Below are 18391 nucleotides of genomic sequence, written 5' to 3'. Positions count from 1 at the left end.
CAACTCCTCCTCTAGTTTTTGATTTGACCTTTGATCGTTACCCATAAAACATGCAAAACATAGCTTGTTAAAAAACCACAGCTGGCAGTTGCCAAATAAGCGACGATGATCATGATGCCCATTGGCAGTTTCAGCAACAAATCTTTGAAGCATAGCAACAAGACTTGAAAGACAAAAACATTGGCAAAATAGGTTCGATACGCATAAGTAGACAGCCACTTAAACGTCCCTAACTGTGGGGCATTGTTTTTGATCATGGTTGATCCAAACATAAAGACTGCAAAAATCAATACTAAGCTATATAAGCTTTGCAATGTATTTAAATACGGTGCATGAGCGAAACTTAGATCACCTGCATAATGTAGCAGATGATTGGCAGATAATAGCCCTAATGCGAAGCCCACTGGCAAGAAAGCGTAGCGAATCTTGTATAGGAAGCGATAGACGGTTTCGTGATAAATCAAAGCGGCTTCGCCATAGATCCCATAGATCACAAAGCTAAAGACAAACCGATCCAATAAATACCAGCTTTCATGATGCGGTCCTTCAAAAACTTGGCGATCGTAAAACACATACCAAACGACATACAAAGCAGTTGCGACGATCAATACTGGCCAAACAGCTTTTTTCTTCGTCAACACTTTGTAGCCTAACCAGACGAAAAACGGCATCAACAATTGGATCTGCAGCATCATGATCGTATACCATAAGTGTGGCGCCGCATCCCCCGTCACATATTTCAGTAAAAACGTTGCTGTGTCAGTATAAGGTTTTCCTTGTTGGACAGCGGGAAACAGCCATAAATAAGCCGTCGTCCAAAGCACATATGGCACGACAAGTTCAAAAAACTTTTCTTTCAAAAATTCTAGATAAGACAGATGTTGACTTGTCTTAACCATGTTATAAACAATAGCAAAAATAAACAGGGTTGCGGTAAATTTCACCAAGACATAAAAGGTACCGATGAATGCTGCAGTCTTTTCATCTTGGGTATTGGATAAGGCAAAAGTCAAAATCGTTTGCATCATTACTGCTGTCACGGCAAATACTTTTTGGAAATCACTGATGTTGATTTTTAAATCGTTGTTCTCAAACATGTTTTTCGCTCACTTTTCTAATAATTACCAAATCTCAGTGGTGAGTTTTGGCCCTTCGTCTGTTTTTACTAAGATTTTTTTTGATGGATGTTCCAAATACTCCTTTAAGGCAAACCCGCCTTGTTTTGTGATAACTTGAACATCGATCTGTTGAAAAAAGGCTGCCTGCTTTTCCAATAGTTCCAGTGGCAGCTTTTCTTTCGTGTCGGCATAAAGCAACAGATCTAAATCACTTGTCGGCTTGATTGCTGCCTGTTTTGCAGCCAATTCAAAACCCAAGCTGCCACCGATTCCCCAAGAATAGTGCTTCAATAAAAGTCGTGCTTGTTGATAGCTGCGGTAAACTGGATAATTGGCTACTTCATTGAATCGGAAGCTCTCACGAGTGATCAATTCCCAAGGATGGATCGTTCGTTTGATCATGTTGCAGGGTGCCTCAAAGGCAAACCGTTCTTGCCGCTTTTCCCCGCGCAACCCCACTGGTAAATAGCTGGGGTTACGGGGTTTCCCATGACGGACGGTCGCAAAAAGCTGTTCTTTTTCAGAAAACCATTTGGGAATATCAATCATATCAAGAACATCTTTATCTAATTGAACGATATCGTGGGCACGGTTCATTCGTTACTCATTCCATTCTGCATTCATTTTTTCAAATACGTTATTCGTTTCCAGCCGGCCGCTCTTTTTAGCGATCGGATTGGTGTAGCGACTGGTCAACATCGTGTCATTCGTTTTACGCACATCATCAAACGCCTCATTGATCGCTTCAATTACAGTCGCTTTGCTTTCAGAGGTGACAGACTGATCCGTAATGGAGGATAAGAAAGTGAAGATTGCCCCAAGTTTCGTATAATTTTTGATATCATAAGCAATACTTGGTACTTTTTCCGCCGCGGCTTCAATCGCTGCAATCGACCGTTTGGTGACTCGACTTGCACTTTCTTTTGACATTGCTTGAACAGTGATCTTTTCACTATTTAATGCGATCAGACGACTTGATTGCAAGCCATGCGCTAAGAAAGCCCCAGAGATCGCATTACCAGCGATAAAACCGATCACTGGATGACCCGCTTGGCGTAGTTTGGCATAAGCTGCCGCACTATTTGCTAAAGCTGCATGAATACCAATCAATTCTTCATTGTAGCCATACGCTTGGCTAGGGACATCGATGACCGCAACGATTGGCCGTTTGATTGCTTTCTCTTTGTCTTCTTGATAAACAGTTTCTAACAGATGGCCCATCTCGTACCCTTCGACTAAACCAACTTCTCCATTGCGTACCCGATACATCGGATTATTTGCGTTTGGCACGATCGCTGTAACAACGACTTCTTCAGTAAAAAGGTCAGATGCAGCTGCACAGACTGTTGCACTAGTTGAGGTTGGGAACTGCAGATTCGTCAATGCTGAAAACCAATGATAACCGATACTGTCAGCAGCAGCTTCTTGGCCTTCTGTTACAGTAATAGGTGCCACTTCAGTTGCTTTATGCGTTGCAAGAGCCTTATTGTATGCCTCGATAGTCAGCGGCTTTGATAGATCAAGTTCGTTTAAAAGAGAAAGATAAAAACCACTTTTTCCGCTGCGATGACTGTCTTTCTTTTCAACCATCGCCGCAATCACTGCTTCTTGGATCGATTCGACACTGTCAGTCACTAGTTCATCGATCATTTGTGCTTCCAAACGTTGTTTGGCGCCAATGGTATTCCAAATCAAATCTTTATCACTGGAATCAAATTCTCTCACGCCAGCTTCTTGTTCGATGACTTCAGGACCGTTCAAACCGATACGGGCTTTCTTCGTCGCTATCAAGTAACTCATAAGTGCTGAGGTAATCGACATACCGCCAAAAGAACCCACCCGACCTGGCACTAAGCCAATCACTGGCACATACGATTTTATTGCAACGATCAAATTGCCGATTTCTGCGATCAACAATAAGCCGTAATTCGCTTCTTGGAGGCGTACCCCACCAGTATCGAGGATGATGATCGGTGTGATCGGATTGCCCTTTTGGTTTTCTTCCAACACATGCGTCAATGCAGCGATGATTTTAGCACCAGAAACTTCACCGATACCGCCACCTTGGAATTTCCCTTCCATAGCGATCACGACCACGTTTTCTCCAGAAATCGTTCCACGACAAACAACGATCCCATCATCGCTTTGTGGCACGATGTCTTGAGCCACCAGATTGGGTGCGATCATTTGGTCGAATGGATCGATCAATTCACGACCGCTCTTGGCATCCAATAAGGCGTGCACCCGTTCTCGAGCATTTAATTCTACAAAACTATTCTTCATCTGCTAGTTCCTCCATTGCTTGGGTTAATCGTAGGTAAACCACACCGGGAGTGGCGCCAAAGTCGTTGATCACTATTTGCGCACTGATTGGATAGCGCTCAAAAAAACGCGTCAAGACATTTTGCCACACATCGCCAAAGCCGTCACTTCCTGTACAAACTGAAACGGTGGTTTCTTGTTTGTCTGTTGGAAAAAGCAGAATTTCCAAGTCACCAGAACCCACCACGCCAACATGGACTTTTTTGGTGACTGGTTTCGTTGTTTGATACGTATAAGCTAATTTTTCCATCTCTTCTTCTCTCCTCTTGCTCTTATTAAGACCACGTTCTGAATTTCATTGGCGGTTCGTACAACCCATCGGACCATTCGATCAAATCATCAACGGTTTGAGCTGCTAGCAATGATCGTTTGGCATCACTGCGTTTGATCCCTAAGTCTTCTGGTAATTTCACGATCCCCGCTTTGCGCAAGGCATCCAGAGAAGCTTTTGTGCTGGTCATTCCTAGTGGGGTTACACCACCGATGGCTGCGATGGCTGCTTGTTTTTCCTCTTTTGAATTTGCTTTATAAAGATAAGCGATGCCTTCTTCTGTCACGATATGCGTCGTATCTTCGCTATAGATCATAATTGGGGCATTGGCTAAACCAGCTTGCTTTTGGACAGCCAACGCATCTAACGTTTCTACAAAAACAGGTTTTTTATTGGACCCATACGTTTCAACCATTTGAACGACTAATTTTTGTCCTTTTGCTAAAGGATCTGTTTCATCCCGCAAGGATTGCCAAGCTGGAGTCGAATGCCGACGGCCCCCCGGATTATGCCCCATATTTGGTGCACCACCAAACCCAGATAAGCGGCCTTTCGTCACTGTAGAAGAATTTCCTTGATAATCTAGTTGTAAGGTCGAACCGATAAACATATCGATGGCATATTGACCTGCAGTTTGGGATAATGCTCGATTGCTGCGCATCGTGCCGTCTTTTCCGACAAAGAATACATCGGGTCGAGCGGCAATATATTTTTCCATACCAACTTCCCCACCAAAACTGTGGATGCTTTCGACCCAACCAGATTCGATAGCTGGAATCATCGTTGGATGAGGATTCAAAACCCAGTTTTTCGCTACTTTTCCTTTGATTCCAAGCGTTTCTCCATAGGTTGGTAAAAGTAACTCGATCGCAGCGGTGTTAAAACCGATCCCATGATTCAACGATTGTACTTCATGTTCTGCATAGATTCCTTTTAATGCCATCATCGCCATCAAAATTTGTAATTCCGTAATGTTTTGTGGATCTCTCGTAAAGAGGGCTTCTAATTGATACGGTTGGTCTGCTACCACGACGACATCGATCCAATCGCTGGGAATGTCGACCCGCGGCAAACGATCGACCACTTCATTAACTTGGACGATCACAATCCCATCTTTAAAGGCTGCTGCTTCGACGATCGTTGGCGTTTCTTCCGTATTGTAACCTGTATAAAGATTTCCTTGGCGATCGGCTTTGTCCGCCGCCACAAGGACCACATTCGGAATCAAGTCGATAAATAAGCGACCATATAATTCCAAATACGTATGAATGTCCCCTAATTTCATAGTTTTGTCTTCAATCATTTGGGCAACGCGCGTACTTTGTGCGCCTGCATAAGAAAAATCGATTTTCGCTGCAATGCCTTTTTCAAATATCGTCAAATGTTCTGGACGGGAGATACTCGACATGATCATATGCAAATTGTTGACTCTTTGAGCATCGACTTGTTCTAAGCTTTTTGATAGGAAGCTTGCTTGTTTTTGATTGTCGCCTTCAAGGACCACTTTGTCTCCCGGACGGATCAACTGTTCTAAGACTTCAATGATCTCTTCCGTTGGGACATATTTTCCATCGAGAAGATGCTCGATTTTTTTCATGGTTTGGGCCTTCTTTTCACGTTTACTTGCCCAGTTTCTTGCAGGTTTTTCCATTCTATTCATCTCCATTTTTGATATAGGAATAAAGCATCATCCAAGCCATGTTGATCCAAATTGATCACACGGATCGCTTTGTTTTCACCAAATTTTGCTTGGATCAGTTTTGTTAGGGTATTGCCAGGAGGAAATTCAAGAGCCAAATCAAGTCCTGCTTCGTAGGCAACATCCATGATCTTGTTCCACTGCACCGGATAAGCAATATTTTGCAGCAAATCACGGCGGATCTCTTCAGGGTTCATGGTCATCCGACCATCCGTATTTTTGAGGTACGGACAGATAGGCACATCAAGGGATACCGTGTTCATAAATGGCGCAAACCGTTTCACGGGTTCTGCCATCAACACACAATGGGACGGGACAGGCACTGCTAAAAGTTTGGCGGTTTGCGCATGATAATCTTTCGCTTGAGCTAGCGTCTTGCGCAAGCCTTTGATATGACCAGAGATCGTATGCTGCATGGGGCAATTTTCATTTGATAAATAGACGGGAGCAGCAGGATCAAATGTTTTTGCCACGAGCGCTTCTGCTTCACTTCTCGTTACACCAACCAGTACCCCCATGGCATAATCAGTCGGATAGGCTTCTTTCATCAATGTCGCCCGATGATAGACCAAGCTAGCGGCATTTTCGAAACTCAAGCTTTCACAAGCTAACGCAGCGGAAAAAGCGCCAATCGAATGCCCCGCCACAAGCTGAGGTTGCACACCAGATGCTTTCATCTGGTCCGTGTAAAAAGCCACTTTTACTAAAAGGGCCAACTGAATAGAGACGGTATCTTGTTTGAGATCCCCCAATACAGGGTGTAAATCAAAGCCTGTCGCCTGTTCTAGCCGATGGAAATAACTGGCAGGCACGTCCTCAAGCATCTTGCTGGTCTGACTGCCTTGTCCTGGGTATAAGAAACCTGTACTCATGAAACACCTCCTAAACAATTTCTCTTTCCTGTGTCATAATAACGGAAGTTTGTTATAATAAAAAATACCAGTTTCGTGAATATCCATAACCAAAAGGTATGGAAAGAGGAGTATCTGATGAACCTTGATCATTTACGCTACTTTAAAAAAGTAGCCGAATCGAAAAATATTACCCAATCTGCACAAGAATTATACATCTCACAACCTGCCTTAAGCCGTGCCATGAAACACCTAGAAAGTGAACTAGGCGTTCCTTTGTTCTATCATGCCGGTCGGCATATCGAGTTGACGATGTATGCTGAAGAATTTTATCCCTATGTCGTTGAGACGTTAGCACGTTTCGACGAAGGAATGAGTGCGATCCAAGCCTTAAATGGAGAAATGGTCCCTGCAGTGACGATTTACTCTGAAGTCGCTTCTGTTTCCTTGCCCAACTTGGTGGCGACATTCGTTGAAAAGCACCCTGAGATCCAACTTTCGATCAAGCAGCACGGCAGTAAGGAGACCAACAAAGAACAAGCCTTCTACATTACCTCTGAGCCAAAGAACGGCTTGACCAATCTGCCAATATTCACGGAACCCATCTTACTGGCGATCCCCAAAAAGCATCCCTTGGCAGAAAAAAAAGATTTGCAAGTTGCCGATATCCAACACGTGCCTTTGCTGATGCTGGTTGAAAACAGCCCGCTGCGTAGAACCATCGACGAAGCTTTTGAAGCAAAAAAAATCAGTTTGGCTATCGGTTCAACGACGGACGATCCGGCGACGTTGCGCTCCCTTATCAATCAAGGACTAGGAATCACGTTCTTTCCTAAAATTACTTGGGGCTATGAAGATGAGGCACCTTTCGTTTTACGTGAACTAGCAGATTTCCCCTTATCAAGGACGATCTATTTAGCATCAAGCTTTACTAAAGGTCATCCCATGACAAAACTAATTGCAAAAACGTTGATTGAATTTTATCTTGGCTAAACAAAAAGAAGCGTCCATTCGCACGTTAGCTGTGCAAGTGGACGCTTCTTTTTTCTCTCTTATTTACATAGGTTGAATCATCGGCTCGACCGTACATTCATTCACATTGATCACTCCGATCTCTTTTGACTCGCCACACTATTGGCTGCCCCAATCAGGTGAGACCCCATAAGATTTGTTACACGCCTTCCAGTACGGCTGCCTTATCATCGCTTATGCATCGGGCAATTGATCGTATTCTTCATCACTGACTGCTTCTAACCATTCTGAAGCACCAGCAGTAATCGCTACATGGGCAAACCAACTATTTTTTGCTGCACCATGCCAATGTTTGACCCCTTCCTTGATGACTACGACATCACCAACAGTAAGTTTTTGCGGTTTCTTGCCTGCTTCTTGGTACCAGCCTTCTCCTGAAGTCACCAACAACAATTGATACCCACCATCGATATGCCGATGCCAATTGTTGCGGCAACCTGGTTCAAAGGTCACATTGCCAACGTTGACTGGAATCGCTGGATCAGCTACTAAAGGATTCAAGTAACTCTGACCGCTAAAATATTGTGCATAGGCGTCATTTGTGTTGCCAAATGAAAAGATTCCAGCTTCTTTTGCTGCATCGAGTTTTGACATTTATTTTTCCTCCATTTCAGCTAGCTCTTCTTGATAAACCGTTTTGGCGATGTTAAAAGCAGACCAAGCTTTGGGCCAGCCAACATAGAAAGCCAGATGAGTGATTACTTCTGCAATTTCTTCTACTGTGATCCCGTTTTCTTTGCCAATCGTCAGATGGGCAGTCAATTGTTCAAAATTGCCACCCGAAATCAAGGCAGATATCGTTAATAAACTTCTTGTATGAGGAGCCAATTCTTCCTCACGTGACCAAACTTCACCAAATAACACATCATCATTTAATTGCGCAAATTTCGGCGCAAATGTCCCTAGTTTATCTCTTCCTGCAGTTTGTTTCTTTACCATATCGATCGACTCCTTCTTCTATTGTGATGAAATGCGGGTTCAGCCAATTTTGAATGGCAGTATCCGCCTTATTCACTCGTGACCCACGGATGGCTAATCCAGGATAAATGAGGGGTTCAGAACAAGTTTTTTTAAAGTCTTCAAGGCTAGAGCCGAATCCTGAGCCTTCATGGGTACAAAAGGGAAAAATAATCTTCCCATCGAAATGATGGTCTTTTAAAAAACTCACCACGATCCTCGGATAGCTCCCCCACCAGTTGGGAAATCCAACAAATAGTACCCGTTCTTTAAAAAACGCAGACGGTACTGTTTGATAACGGGGAAAATCATTAGTAGCTTTTTCTTTTTGTGCTTGTTCGACCATCGCCTGATAGCTTTCAGGATAAGGTTCCACAGGGGCAAGGGTATAAAGGGGGCATTGCAGCTGCTCTGACAGTTTCTCTGCTAGAATCTGCGTATTTCCTAAGCCCAGTTTTTTTAGCTGTCCCTCAATCAGATTTTCACCAGCTCGTGAACAAACAAGTATTGCCGCCATTGTGTCACCTCCTACTCTTTGTTTCCTGATAGATTTAATGGTAAGCCAATCGAGTTGGATTAGCTAATGCTTTTTCACACAAGACCTTATGCTTACAAAGCATAGCTGGTTTCGATATACAAAAAAGAAGCGGATATCACCGCTTCTTTTGATGTTTACACTGAGACTATTGAAAGGAATCGCGAAATCGCCGAATAAACTCGATAACGACTGGTGACAGCACACGATTCTTTTTCCAGACCAATACACAGCTGGTCTCGATTTGTGGTACTAAAGGTAGAAACTTGATTGCCTCATTCCTTCGTTCTCCGACTGCTCCGCTGATGGTCAATGCCGAACCAACATGGTTTTCTACTAAGGAAAAGACATTGAATATTAAATTGTAGGTGCCCACGATCGGCAACTCTTCCACTGGTGTCTTCGACCATTGACTGAACATTTGCTGTACTTCTGGACGCTTGGAGATCAATAAAGGCACACCTTTGATGTCTTCGGGTGTTATTTCTTCTTTATGCGCAAGAAAAGAATCAGCCGATGTCAAAAAGCCCCATGTTTCTTTTCGTGGAAGAACGATTTTTTCGTACTTCTCGATTTCAATCGGTTCGATCAAGATCGCTAGATCCAACAAGCCTTTCTCCAGGCGATCGCTGATGTCATCTCCCGTACCACTATGAATATGAAAGCGAACATCAGGATAGTCATTGATAAATTCTTCCAACATCAAGGAAAGCGTATCGGAATTATCTGCTTCCACACAACCAATCGTGAAGTGACCGCTAAATAAATGTTTTTTACGATCTTCAAACGCTTGCATTGTCTGGTCTGTCAAACTCAAAATCTCTTCTGCACGGCTTTTTAAAAAACGCCCCGCTTCCGTTAAAACCATTTTACGATTATCACGAGTGAATAGTGCCGTCCCTAACTCGTCTTCTAATTCTTTTAATTGTCGACTCAATGTCGGTTGTGTGATGTGGAGCACTTCTGCAGCTTGAGAAATCGTCCCTTCCTCCGCAATCGTGTAGAAATATTTTAATAACCGAATTTCCACAAAATCACCTCCTCATTTTTTTCTTTTGCATTCAAGGTGTTCGAAACAAAAGAGAACCTCCCTCTCCAGTCTCCTTATCAATTCTTATGATAACAAAGAATCACTGTTCCAGCGAATCTAGCTAAAAAAGCGTAGGAAATTGCAGAATTGTAAAAAGATTCGTCAACGACATGTAAAAACTGTTCGCTTAAACGAACAGTTTTGTCAGCTGCTTGCTTTTTACGGCTTTTGGCGTAGGATATATGAGTATCTTGGTATGAGTTCTCATACAATGATTTGGAGGAATACAATGTTAAATTTATCAATTCTTTTATTTTGTGTAGCGATCGCTTTACTCGGACTTGCAGGATTCATCTTTAGAGTGCGCGTGTTGCTGAACAAACGTCCGTGGAATGATCCAGTGTTGCCATTGTCGGTTATTGGTGTGATTCTTTTGATCGTCTCTTTGGTCATGATCTACCTTTCTTATCCGAAATAACAGAATTGTAGTCAACCTAGAACGAATAAATCGGAAAAACTGACTATTCTCGGGAATAAGTAGAAGCTCTTGCTCCTAATCCATCAGCGCATCCCCAAATGATTCATAAATCAACTGCATTAGTTTACCATAATTATATTATGATTATTTCGGTTTGTGGTACATCATGAACATTTAGCGAATCGAGAAACATCTACTCAATAAGAATGTTACTCATATCCTAGTTCATCGAGCCAATTCAACAGATTCGGTTCAGCGTCTTCAACACTTCCCGCTCTTGCTGCAAAGCCTTCAAGAAAATCATACGCTGGATACAACGTTTGAAGTTCGTTTTGACTATTGGTCAGTCCACTTCCCCCATGGGTTGCAAAAGGAATGATTTGTTTATCCGTAAGATCATAGGTTTCAAGAAATGATAAAACGGCTCTTGGGGCACGGTTCCACCAAACGGGAAAGCCGATAAAGAGAACATCCACTTCAGTCATTTCGGCAACGTCAGTCATCAACGTTGGTCGGGCATCTTCTTCCACCTCTCTAGTCGCAAAAGCTGTATGTTCATCGTAAACGTTAGGGTAACCTACTTCTGTTTGAATCGAGAACAACGCACCGCCGGTCTGTTCAGCAATCATTTCTGCTATCACCTGGACATCTCCTACCAAGGTGTCATCGATTACATTAAAACTACTTCCAGAAACTGCTTCGACCGCTGGTTCATGCTCTAAATTTTCTGGTCTTGTGAAATAGGCAATCAAAATATCGGCCTGTCCATCAATCCCTGTTTCTCTCATTTGTTGCGTAACGGTGTCACTAGTACTTGTTTCCGTTGTACCAATGTCTGGCTCGTCATTCATTGAATCACTGCTGCATCCTGCTAGAAAAATCATTGTCAGAAAAAGTCCTTTTGTCCATTTGTTCATTGAATTGCTCCTTTCTTTTCCCATCAAAAATGGTAGTTCCAGTATAATTCTTGAAGTGGACTTTAAGGCAAGGCTCTTGAGCAAACCTTCCCCTATTTTTTACATCTTTCTCACAACTTCCTCACAAAAAAATTTCCTTCCCAGCATACTGAAAAAAGCCGTAAACAAAGCTTTGTTTTACGACTTCTTCATTTAGTTATCGATTTTTCTCAAACTGGCAGCGACAAAATGATTTGTTCCTACCTGAACCCAATCCGGGTCCGCTGTTTCTTCTGTTTTAAATGTGGTGAAATCAAAGACATTGTTTTCCTTACTGTAAAAATCATCAGGCGCTGTTTTCTTGTTTCGAATGTCGGTTCTTAAAAACGCAGCAAGTAAGCGCCTTGTGTACGGATGGTAAGCATTTTTGAATATCTCATTGATTGGGGCACTCTCGACGATTTTTCCCCCATGCATCACGATCACATCATCGGCCATTTTACTAATGACACCCAAATCATGGGTAATAAATAAAATACTTGTATCCAGATTGTCTTTTAACTCATTCATTAACTTAAGGATTTCTGCTTGGATGATCACATCGAGTGCGGTAGTCGGTTCATCGGCAATCAAAAGCTTCGGATTGCAGGCTAATGCCATTGCGATCATTACCCGCTGACTCATTCCTCCAGATAACTGATGAGGATATTGCTTGGCTACTCGTTTAGGATCTGTGATCTTGACAGCTTCTAACAGCTCATATGCCCGTAAAGTCGCCGTCTTATTGTCGACGTGCTGATGAAGTTTCAAGGCTTCTTTCAGTTGTGCTTTGATTGTAAATACCGGATTCAAACTTGTCATAGGCTCTTGAAAGATCATTGAAATATCATTTCCACGAATTTTCAAAAGATCTTTTTTGCTTAATTCGAGGATATTTTTTCCATCAAAACGGATCTGCCCTTCCGCTATATATTGATTTCTCTGAAAAAGTTGAAGGATCGACATGGCTGTTTGACTTTTGCCACTCCCACTTTCTCCAACGATTCCTAATGTCTTCCCTCTTTTTAATGAAAAAGTAACGCCTTTGACAGCTTTGACAGTGCCCCGTTTCGTATCAAAATACGTATGCAGATTATCAACTTCTAGTAAATCCATCTGGACCTCCTTTTGATTTTTTCCCATTAAACCAATCGTATCATGCTTATGGTTCGATTGATTGACTCATCAACCATGTTTCAATTTCTATGTTCTAAAAAAACTATTTTCGCGTACACTTCACAAAATGATTCGGCTCGACTTCTACCCAATCTGGATCAGCATCGGTTTCTTTTGAATAGTTGAATGCCAAATCAGGATGGGTTTCATCAATAGGCCATGGGCGATACTCTTCGTCTAGCGTTGGAATGGCATTTAATAATTGCCGTGTGTACGGATGGATCGGGTTAGAAAAAATCGTCTCAGCTGAAGCTAATTCTACAAGATGCCCAAAATACATCACACCGATCCGATCAGAAATAAATTTTACGACTCCAAGATCATGGGTGATAAACAAGTAAGTCAAATTGAGTTCTTCCCGCAAATCATGAAGCAAATTGATGATCTGTGACTGAATCGAAACATCTAACGCTGAAACAGCTTCATCGCAAACAATGAATTTGGGCTTTAAAGCTAAGGCACGAGCAATCCCGATTCGTTGTCGTTGTCCACCAGAAAATTGATGCGGATAGCGATGAATAAATTCTTTCTTTAACCCACATTTTTCCATGATATCAAGAATATAGGTTTCATAGTTTGGGTCCTTTTTACTAGCAAAAAATTTGTGTATCAACAAACCTTCTCCAATAATATCACCCACTGTTAACCGTGGATCTAGTGAGGAGTAAGGGTCCTGAAAGATAATTTGCAGGTCTTTTCGTAAAACTCTTGATTCCTTTTGAGTCAAAGCAGCTAGATCGATGCCAGAATCAAGCTGCTCTTCATAGTATGAAAAATCTTTTTGGTTCATGACATCTTTTTTTAGTTGTGCGACTTGCTTATCAATAGCTGCTAAGTCATTTTGTTGTTCAGCGATCGTTTTTTCCAAATTTATGAGCTCTGATTGATCCACTGCCCCATTCATCGCTTGTTTTTGCTGATTAAATGTTAACGCTCGCTTGCTAGCGGCAACTTTTGCTGCAGCTTCGTAACGAGACGAAAGAAGCTTACTGACCTTTTGTAGATCATCATGCAAAATCAAGCCTCCGACTAATCGTAGGGTATTGCCATATTCATTTTCAAAAGCGATTTTCTTTAGACTCAACCGTTCCGTTGTTGCTTCTACATCAGCAGCTGAATCAGTAGCGTGTTTTGATTCGATCGACTGGAGCTCATTGACAGAATCAGTAAACTGTTTCATCTTCTGTGGCAGTTGTTGATAGACTTTTTTTACGTAACGAGGCATGAAATCTTCGATCGTCTCTCCATAGTAAAGGGTCGAGCCTCCGGTTTGTCGCTGGAGCTGAATAATCGTGCGTCCAAAGGTCGATTTTCCACAGCCACTTTCACCGACGATGCCTAATGTTTCTCCTTCATAGATATCGATCGTAAGATCTTTATTTGCTTTCACATAGTCTTTTCCCACCCCAAAAAAGTTTTTCTTCTTCACAGGAAAATACTTTTGTAGATTCTTGACGCGCATGATCGTGTCCATAACTGCTTACCTCTCTCTCATCTTCGGATCGATGGCATCTCGGATTCCGTCACCGATCAAATTGAAGGATAAAATGGTCAACATGATCGCGATCCCTGGATAAATCGTCAGGTAGGGATGTGTTCGGATATAGCCTCGTCCAAAATTTAACATCGTTCCCCATTCCGCAACGGAAGCCTCCATACCTAAGCCAATAAATCCTAAGCCAACAGCAGATAAAATTGCTGTGGCAACGCCCATTGATGAATGCACGATGACTGGTGAAAGGATATTTGGCAAGATGTGTTTAAAAATCAGCAATCCATTATTTGCGCCCAGCGCTTTTCCAGCTTCAATAAATTGCTTCTCTTTGACCGCCATCACACTTGCCCGAATAATACGAGCAAAAATGGGGATATTCGCCAACCCGATCGCCAAGATCATGTTCGGCAGACTGGATCCCAAAGAAGCCACGATGGCGATTGCCAACAAAATGGAAGGGATGGATAGTAAGATGTCACAAAAACGCATAATCAGCGTATCGATCCACCCTCTGAAATAACCGGATAAGACACCTAAGATGCCACCAAAAAAGAGTGCCAGTAACACCGCACAAACGCCTACAGTCAGCGATATTCTCGTGCCGTAAATCAAACGAGACAATACGTCACGTCCCAAGTCATCTGTCCCAAACCAATGAGAACGACTTGGAAATTGCAATGCATTGGCTAGATTTTGCTCCCGCATACCATAGGGAGCTATAAAGTCTGCAAAAATCGCAGTAATCGTCAGTAACGTGATAAATAGTAACCCAAACATTGCTCGGCGATTTGCTTTTAAGGAAAGCCAAATCTCTTGTTTCGATCCTTCTGGTACGCCTGCAAGTGCTTGCGTTTTCGCAATGGCCTTTTTTCTAGAAAACATGAGTTCCTCCCTTAATCATATGAGGTTTTAATTCGCGGATCGATATATGCATAGAGAATATCGACACATAGATTAACCATCGTAAAAATAAATGCAATAAATAAAACGCCGCCTTGGACGATCATTGTGTCTCTTGTACGGATCGCATTCACCATCAATGTCCCGATCCCATTGATACTAAAAACAGTCTCGGTCAATACAGCCCCACCTAATAAAGCCCCAAACTGCAAACCAATGACTGTCACTACGGGAATCAAGGCATTTCTTAAAGCATGATGGAACGTCACCTTTGAACCATTTACTCCTTTGGCTTTTGCCGTGCGAATATAATCTTGGTCTAAAACGTCCATCATACTCGACCTTGTGATCCGGGCGATCGTGCCAATTGACGAGGAAGCCAATGCAAATACTGGCATGATCATTTGCTGCCAAGTATCAAAACCAGATGCTGGCAACCAGCCCAGGGTAGAAGTAAAAAGAATAATTAAAAGGAGTGCCTGCCAAAAGGTTGGCATAGAAACCCTAACTAGTGAAAGAAACATCACGAAATTATCAACCTTGGAATAAGGTCTCGAAGCAGAGATCACTCCCAGTGGAATACCAATCAGCGAGGCAAATAACACACTCCATACTGATAATTTGATTGTGTTGGGCAAACGGACTAGGATTTTCATCCATGACCACCCGGCCAGAAAAATACGATCTCCCAAGATCAAATTCGACAACAACATTTTTTATATAATGAAAAAATTGTTCGATAAAACTACGGTCAAGCCCCATTTGCACACGCATGGCCTCATATTGTTCAGGAGTCGCTCCTTCCCCCAACACCATCGTTACAGGGTCTCCAGGTGATAGATACATAATCGTAAATACAATAAAAGAGACGCCTATCAGGATAGGAAACAACCACAGAATTCGTTTTACAATATATTGGAACATCTATTCATCTCCTCAAAATAAAGAGCCATTGCGGCTCTTTATTTTATACTCTCAATCCAATTTAGTTTTTTGACACCGTATCTAAGAAGTAACTTCCAGTTGGATGATGTTCGAACCCTTGCACCCAGTTGCGGATACCTGAAACATTTTCTCTGGTTTGTAAGTAAACCCATGGCATCTCATCATTGATAATCTCTTGCGCCTCGTGATAATAGGCCAAGCGTTCCTCTTGGTCAGAAGTGCTACGAGCTGCATCAAGTAATTCATCTACCCGTTCATTATGATAGAACGTACGATTTCCAGCTTCGCCAAAGCTACTTGAATGGAACAGTGGATACAATCCATAGTCAGCATCTGTTGTGATCGTTGTCCAACCTAGTAAGAACATATCTGGTTCACCAGCTGCTGCAGCATCTAAAAATGCTCCCCACTCCATTTGGTTGACCTCAACAGTGATACCTAATTCTTCTAAAGCAGCGGAAACAACCTGCGAGACACGGATTCGTTCTTGATTGTTATCACCGACATACAACGAAAGGGAGAACCCGCCATCTGGATAACCAGCTTCTGCTAATAGTTCTTTTGCTAATTCAACGTCATAAGGAGTAGCTTCCAAGTTTTCATTATATCCAAAAACCAATTCGTTGATCGGTCCACTCATTTGAGTCCCGATCCCCATATGAACCGTTTGGATAATCGATTCGACATCGATAGCATGGGCAATCGCGCGACGTACCCCTACTTCTTGCAATGGTGTATCATTTCGAACGTTGAAACCTAAGTATTCCGTTCCTAAATTTTCTGTCGCTAATAAAGTCAATTCATCGTTTTCTTCAACCTTTTCATTATCAGAAGGAGCGATATCATAAACAATATCGACGGTTCCTGACTCTAGTTCAATCAAACGAACACTTGAATCTGTAATTGTCCGAAACTCAATTCTTTCCATTCCCGCTGGCTCATCCCAGTGATCGTCAAATCGATCTAACGTCACGTGACTACCGGTTGCCCATTCAACAAATTCAAAGGGACCCGTTCCCACAACGCTGTTGATACCATAATCTTCACCAGCTTCTTCCACAGCTTTCTCACTCAAAATTCCAACCGCAGGATGTGCTAAATGAGTCAAGAAAGGCCCGAAGGCACCATTTGTCCCGATATGTATCGTATGATCATCGATCACTTCGATCGTATCAGGATCGATCGAACCAATGATATGACTGATCGAAGGTGAGTCAACCGCCCGTCGAAGGGTGTAGGCAACATCAGAAGCTGTCATCGCTTCCCCATTATGAAAGACAACATCTTCTCGCAACTTGAACTCATAAAGGTTCTCTTCAATTTCTTCCCACTCTGTTGCTAACCCTGGCACTAACTCAAGATCGTTGGTCTGTTTGATCAGTGTTTCGTAAATCTGTCTTGCTACCCTGGTAGTTGCTTGGTCGTTCGTTTGATGGATATCTAATGTCACTGGATCCGCACCTGATGCGACCACTAATACATTAGGATCAGAACTAGCTCCCCCTGTCACATTCCCTCCCGAACTATCTGTTGGGTCTTGGCCTCCACTACCACAAGCACCTAATACCATCAGACTTGTTAACAATACGAGAGCCCAGCTTGTTTTCCTTTTTTTCATGTTATCCTCCATTTCGTCCCCTGTAACTTAAGGATTTTTTTTTGCGCTCTTCTTCATACCAGCAAATATAGAAATTAGACGCATTGGCGTGTAACTTGGATCGAAAACACATACGCTCGTCCTGTTTTCTATCAACTAACTATAAAAAATTTGCTCATAATGAAGAAGCTTTTATCTGAATGATGAAAATTTTCAGATAATAGCAAACTTTAGCTTGGAAATGTGATAGATTTGTGATGAATACCTAATAAAATTGTCATTTTGTTAGAATAAAATGAAGAATTGCGATTTATTATCATTAATTTGACTTTTTCTTATAAGAATCCATTCAGTTAACAACTACTAATTCTTATTTTTGTTTCATTTGCTTGAAAGTGTGACAACGATTCTGTACTAGGAATTTTTAAGTCTCTAAATTTTTATCGTTATCAAATATAAACGTCATATATCATTATGTGATAAACTATTTTTGAATAAAGATGGGAGTGATTGAATGAACGTTTTCTTCAGACCACCACAAGAAGAAGATATCGATCGAATCATGCAGATTGAAAATGCAGGATTTACAGCTGATGAAGCAGCATCTAAAACTGCGATGATGAATCGAATACATACAATAAGTGATAGTTTTATTGTTGCAGTAAATGAAAAGGATTGTCCGATTGGCTACGTTGTAGGGCCCATTATTTCTAAACGTTATCTCTCTGACGATCTCTTTGAAAGTACTTGTCCTAATCAGCCTTTTGGTGGCTACCAAAGTATTCTGAGCTTAGCTGTCGCTCCTGATTATAGAAACTGTCAGATTGGTAGTAAACTACTGTCAGTCCTCGAAGAACAATGTCGTCTTCAAAACAGAAAAGGAATCACCTTAACTTGTTTAAAATCATTGATTCCATATTACAAAAAGCATGGCTATCAACTAGAAGGACTGTCAGATTCCCAACATGCAAATGTTGCTTGGTATAATATGGTGCTGGAATTGGACGATACGCCTAGTGAATTCTAATAAAAACTGCATACTAGATGAAA

20 protein-coding genes are annotated in these 18391 nt (G+C 42.0%); 3 read left to right on the top strand and 17 right to left on the bottom strand.

Going from position 1 to position 18391, the window contains the following annotated elements:
- Nucleotides 1–11: 11 nt before the first annotated feature.
- The 6 genes from QN079_RS07905 to QN079_RS07880 are packed head-to-tail and all read right to left on the bottom strand — an operon-like array spanning nucleotide 12 to nucleotide 6282.
- Nucleotides 12–1097: an acyltransferase family protein gene (locus QN079_RS07905; protein ID WP_289230675.1), complete on the bottom strand. Its 1086-nt coding sequence runs from the start codon at nucleotides 1095–1097 to the stop codon at nucleotides 12–14.
- A 24-nt stretch (nucleotides 1098–1121) separates the two neighbouring features.
- A complete protein-coding gene (locus QN079_RS07900; RefSeq protein ID WP_289230674.1) occupies nucleotides 1122–1715 on the bottom strand; it encodes a malonate decarboxylase holo-ACP synthase in 594 nt (197 codons plus the stop codon).
- Nucleotides 1716–1718: 3 nt separating this feature from the next.
- Nucleotides 1719–3401: a biotin-independent malonate decarboxylase subunit beta gene (gene mdcD / locus QN079_RS07895; protein WP_289230673.1), complete on the bottom strand. Its 1683-nt coding sequence runs from the start codon at nucleotides 3399–3401 to the stop codon at nucleotides 1719–1721.
- On the bottom strand, nucleotides 3391–3690 hold the full coding sequence (locus tag QN079_RS07890; RefSeq protein ID WP_005226050.1) for a malonate decarboxylase subunit delta: 300 nt from the start codon (nucleotides 3688–3690) through the stop codon (nucleotides 3391–3393). The genes mdcD and QN079_RS07890 overlap by 11 nt, the downstream gene beginning before the upstream one ends.
- Before the next feature lie 25 nt (nucleotides 3691–3715).
- Nucleotides 3716–5362 carry a malonate decarboxylase subunit alpha gene (mdcA, locus tag QN079_RS07885; RefSeq protein WP_289230672.1) on the bottom strand — a complete coding sequence of 549 codons (1647 nt, stop codon included), beginning with the start codon at nucleotides 5360–5362 and terminating at the stop codon, nucleotides 3716–3718.
- 5 nt (nucleotides 5363–5367) lie between these two features.
- Nucleotides 5368–6282: an ACP S-malonyltransferase gene (locus QN079_RS07880; RefSeq protein WP_289230671.1), complete on the bottom strand. Its 915-nt coding sequence runs from the start codon at nucleotides 6280–6282 to the stop codon at nucleotides 5368–5370.
- A 117-nt stretch (nucleotides 6283–6399) separates the two neighbouring features.
- Here QN079_RS07880 and QN079_RS07875 point away from each other — a divergent pair, with 117 nt between their 5' ends.
- Nucleotides 6400–7254 carry a LysR family transcriptional regulator gene (locus tag QN079_RS07875; protein ID WP_010748320.1) on the top strand — a complete coding sequence of 285 codons (855 nt, stop codon included), beginning with the start codon at nucleotides 6400–6402 and terminating at the stop codon, nucleotides 7252–7254.
- A 213-nt stretch (nucleotides 7255–7467) separates the two neighbouring features.
- Here QN079_RS07875 and QN079_RS07870 read toward each other — a convergent pair whose 3' ends face one another.
- The 4 genes from QN079_RS07870 to QN079_RS07855 form a co-directional block, all read right to left on the bottom strand.
- Entirely contained in the window at nucleotides 7468–7887 is a 420-nt protein-coding gene (locus QN079_RS07870) for a cupin domain-containing protein (RefSeq protein WP_289230670.1), read from the bottom strand.
- Nucleotides 7888–8232 carry a carboxymuconolactone decarboxylase family protein gene (locus QN079_RS07865; RefSeq protein ID WP_289230669.1) on the bottom strand — a complete coding sequence of 115 codons (345 nt, stop codon included), beginning with the start codon at nucleotides 8230–8232 and terminating at the stop codon, nucleotides 7888–7890.
- The gene (locus tag QN079_RS07860) at nucleotides 8201–8767 is read right to left on the bottom strand and encodes a flavodoxin (protein WP_289230668.1); all 567 of its coding nucleotides are present in this window, start codon (nucleotides 8765–8767) and stop codon (nucleotides 8201–8203) included. The genes QN079_RS07865 and QN079_RS07860 overlap by 32 nt, the downstream gene beginning before the upstream one ends.
- Before the next feature lie 166 nt (nucleotides 8768–8933).
- Nucleotides 8934–9815 carry a LysR family transcriptional regulator gene (locus tag QN079_RS07855; RefSeq protein WP_118215231.1) on the bottom strand — a complete coding sequence of 294 codons (882 nt, stop codon included), beginning with the start codon at nucleotides 9813–9815 and terminating at the stop codon, nucleotides 8934–8936.
- 289 nt (nucleotides 9816–10104) lie between these two features.
- On the opposite strand from QN079_RS07855, the gene QN079_RS07850 reads away from it, so the two are divergent.
- Nucleotides 10105–10293, top strand: a complete 189-nt coding sequence (locus QN079_RS07850) for a hypothetical protein (protein ID WP_289230667.1) — start codon at nucleotides 10105–10107, stop codon at nucleotides 10291–10293.
- A gap of 209 nt (nucleotides 10294–10502) precedes the next feature.
- Here the strand turns inward: QN079_RS07850 and QN079_RS07845 are convergent, their stop codons facing one another.
- The 7 genes from QN079_RS07845 to QN079_RS07815 all read right to left on the bottom strand — a co-directional run bounded on the left by QN079_RS07845 (nucleotide 10503) and on the right by QN079_RS07815 (nucleotide 17362).
- Entirely contained in the window at nucleotides 10503–11210 is a 708-nt protein-coding gene (locus tag QN079_RS07845) for a flavodoxin (protein WP_289230666.1), read from the bottom strand.
- 192 nt (nucleotides 11211–11402) lie between these two features.
- Nucleotides 11403–12344 carry an ABC transporter ATP-binding protein gene (locus tag QN079_RS07840; protein ID WP_289230665.1) on the bottom strand — a complete coding sequence of 314 codons (942 nt, stop codon included), beginning with the start codon at nucleotides 12342–12344 and terminating at the stop codon, nucleotides 11403–11405.
- Between the two features lie 103 nt (nucleotides 12345–12447).
- Nucleotides 12448–13878 carry an ATP-binding cassette domain-containing protein gene (locus QN079_RS07835; protein ID WP_289230664.1) on the bottom strand — a complete coding sequence of 477 codons (1431 nt, stop codon included), beginning with the start codon at nucleotides 13876–13878 and terminating at the stop codon, nucleotides 12448–12450.
- A gap of 6 nt (nucleotides 13879–13884) precedes the next feature.
- A complete protein-coding gene (locus QN079_RS07830; protein WP_060791898.1) occupies nucleotides 13885–14781 on the bottom strand; it encodes an ABC transporter permease in 897 nt (298 codons plus the stop codon).
- Nucleotides 14782–14792: 11 nt separating this feature from the next.
- On the bottom strand, nucleotides 14793–15323 hold the full coding sequence (locus tag QN079_RS07825) for an ABC transporter permease (protein ID WP_289230663.1): 531 nt from the start codon (nucleotides 15321–15323) through the stop codon (nucleotides 14793–14795).
- Nucleotides 15324–15333: 10 nt separating this feature from the next.
- On the bottom strand, nucleotides 15334–15723 hold the full coding sequence (locus QN079_RS07820) for an ABC transporter permease family protein (RefSeq protein WP_289230662.1): 390 nt from the start codon (nucleotides 15721–15723) through the stop codon (nucleotides 15334–15336).
- A 61-nt stretch (nucleotides 15724–15784) separates the two neighbouring features.
- Nucleotides 15785–17362, bottom strand: coding sequence for an ABC transporter substrate-binding protein (locus tag QN079_RS07815; protein WP_289230661.1), 1578 nt, complete (start codon nucleotides 17360–17362; stop codon nucleotides 15785–15787).
- 493 nt (nucleotides 17363–17855) lie between these two features.
- Between QN079_RS07815 and QN079_RS07810 the strand changes: the two genes are divergently transcribed.
- A complete protein-coding gene (locus tag QN079_RS07810; RefSeq protein ID WP_289230660.1) occupies nucleotides 17856–18368 on the top strand; it encodes a GNAT family N-acetyltransferase in 513 nt (170 codons plus the stop codon).
- Nucleotides 18369–18391 lie beyond the last annotated feature (23 nt).

It is taken from the genome of Enterococcus sp. FZMF (assembly GCF_030263915.1).
Taxonomy (GTDB): Bacteria; Bacillota; Bacilli; order Lactobacillales; family Enterococcaceae; genus Enterococcus_D; species Enterococcus_D casseliflavus.
Note: the sequence above shows the minus strand (reverse complement) of the source record. Positions and strands in the feature narration are given on the sequence as shown.

Excerpts from the sequence above, each read along its gene's own strand:
- QN079_RS07905 (WP_289230675.1), bottom strand. The coding sequence starts at position 1,097 with ATGTTTGAGAACAACGATTTAAAAATCAACATCAGTGATTTCCAAAAA.
- QN079_RS07900 (WP_289230674.1), bottom strand. The coding sequence starts at position 1,715 with ATGAACCGTGCCCACGATATCGTTCAATTAGATAAAGATGTTCTTGAT.
- mdcD (WP_289230673.1), bottom strand. The coding sequence starts at position 3,401 with ATGAAGAATAGTTTTGTAGAATTAAATGCTCGAGAACGGGTGCACGCC.
- QN079_RS07890 (WP_005226050.1), bottom strand. The coding sequence starts at position 3,690 with ATGGAAAAATTAGCTTATACGTATCAAACAACGAAACCAGTCACCAAA.
- mdcA (WP_289230672.1), bottom strand. The coding sequence starts at position 5,362 with ATGGAAAAACCTGCAAGAAACTGGGCAAGTAAACGTGAAAAGAAGGCC.
- QN079_RS07880 (WP_289230671.1), bottom strand. The coding sequence starts at position 6,282 with ATGAGTACAGGTTTCTTATACCCAGGACAAGGCAGTCAGACCAGCAAG.
- QN079_RS07875 (WP_010748320.1), top strand. The coding sequence starts at position 6,400 with ATGAACCTTGATCATTTACGCTACTTTAAAAAAGTAGCCGAATCGAAA.
- QN079_RS07870 (WP_289230670.1), bottom strand. The coding sequence starts at position 7,887 with ATGTCAAAACTCGATGCAGCAAAAGAAGCTGGAATCTTTTCATTTGGC.
- QN079_RS07865 (WP_289230669.1), bottom strand. The coding sequence starts at position 8,232 with ATGGTAAAGAAACAAACTGCAGGAAGAGATAAACTAGGGACATTTGCG.
- QN079_RS07860 (WP_289230668.1), bottom strand. The coding sequence starts at position 8,767 with ATGGCGGCAATACTTGTTTGTTCACGAGCTGGTGAAAATCTGATTGAG.
- QN079_RS07850 (WP_289230667.1), top strand. The coding sequence starts at position 10,105 with ATGTTAAATTTATCAATTCTTTTATTTTGTGTAGCGATCGCTTTACTC.
- QN079_RS07845 (WP_289230666.1), bottom strand. The coding sequence starts at position 11,210 with ATGAACAAATGGACAAAAGGACTTTTTCTGACAATGATTTTTCTAGCA.
- QN079_RS07840 (WP_289230665.1), bottom strand. The coding sequence starts at position 12,344 with ATGGATTTACTAGAAGTTGATAATCTGCATACGTATTTTGATACGAAA.
- QN079_RS07835 (WP_289230664.1), bottom strand. The coding sequence starts at position 13,878 with ATGGACACGATCATGCGCGTCAAGAATCTACAAAAGTATTTTCCTGTG.
- QN079_RS07830 (WP_060791898.1), bottom strand. The coding sequence starts at position 14,781 with ATGTTTTCTAGAAAAAAGGCCATTGCGAAAACGCAAGCACTTGCAGGC.
- QN079_RS07825 (WP_289230663.1), bottom strand. The coding sequence starts at position 15,323 with ATGTTTCTTTCACTAGTTAGGGTTTCTATGCCAACCTTTTGGCAGGCA.
- QN079_RS07820 (WP_289230662.1), bottom strand. The coding sequence starts at position 15,723 with ATGTTCCAATATATTGTAAAACGAATTCTGTGGTTGTTTCCTATCCTG.
- QN079_RS07815 (WP_289230661.1), bottom strand. The coding sequence starts at position 17,362 with ATGAAAAAAAGGAAAACAAGCTGGGCTCTCGTATTGTTAACAAGTCTG.
- QN079_RS07810 (WP_289230660.1), top strand. The coding sequence starts at position 17,856 with ATGAACGTTTTCTTCAGACCACCACAAGAAGAAGATATCGATCGAATC.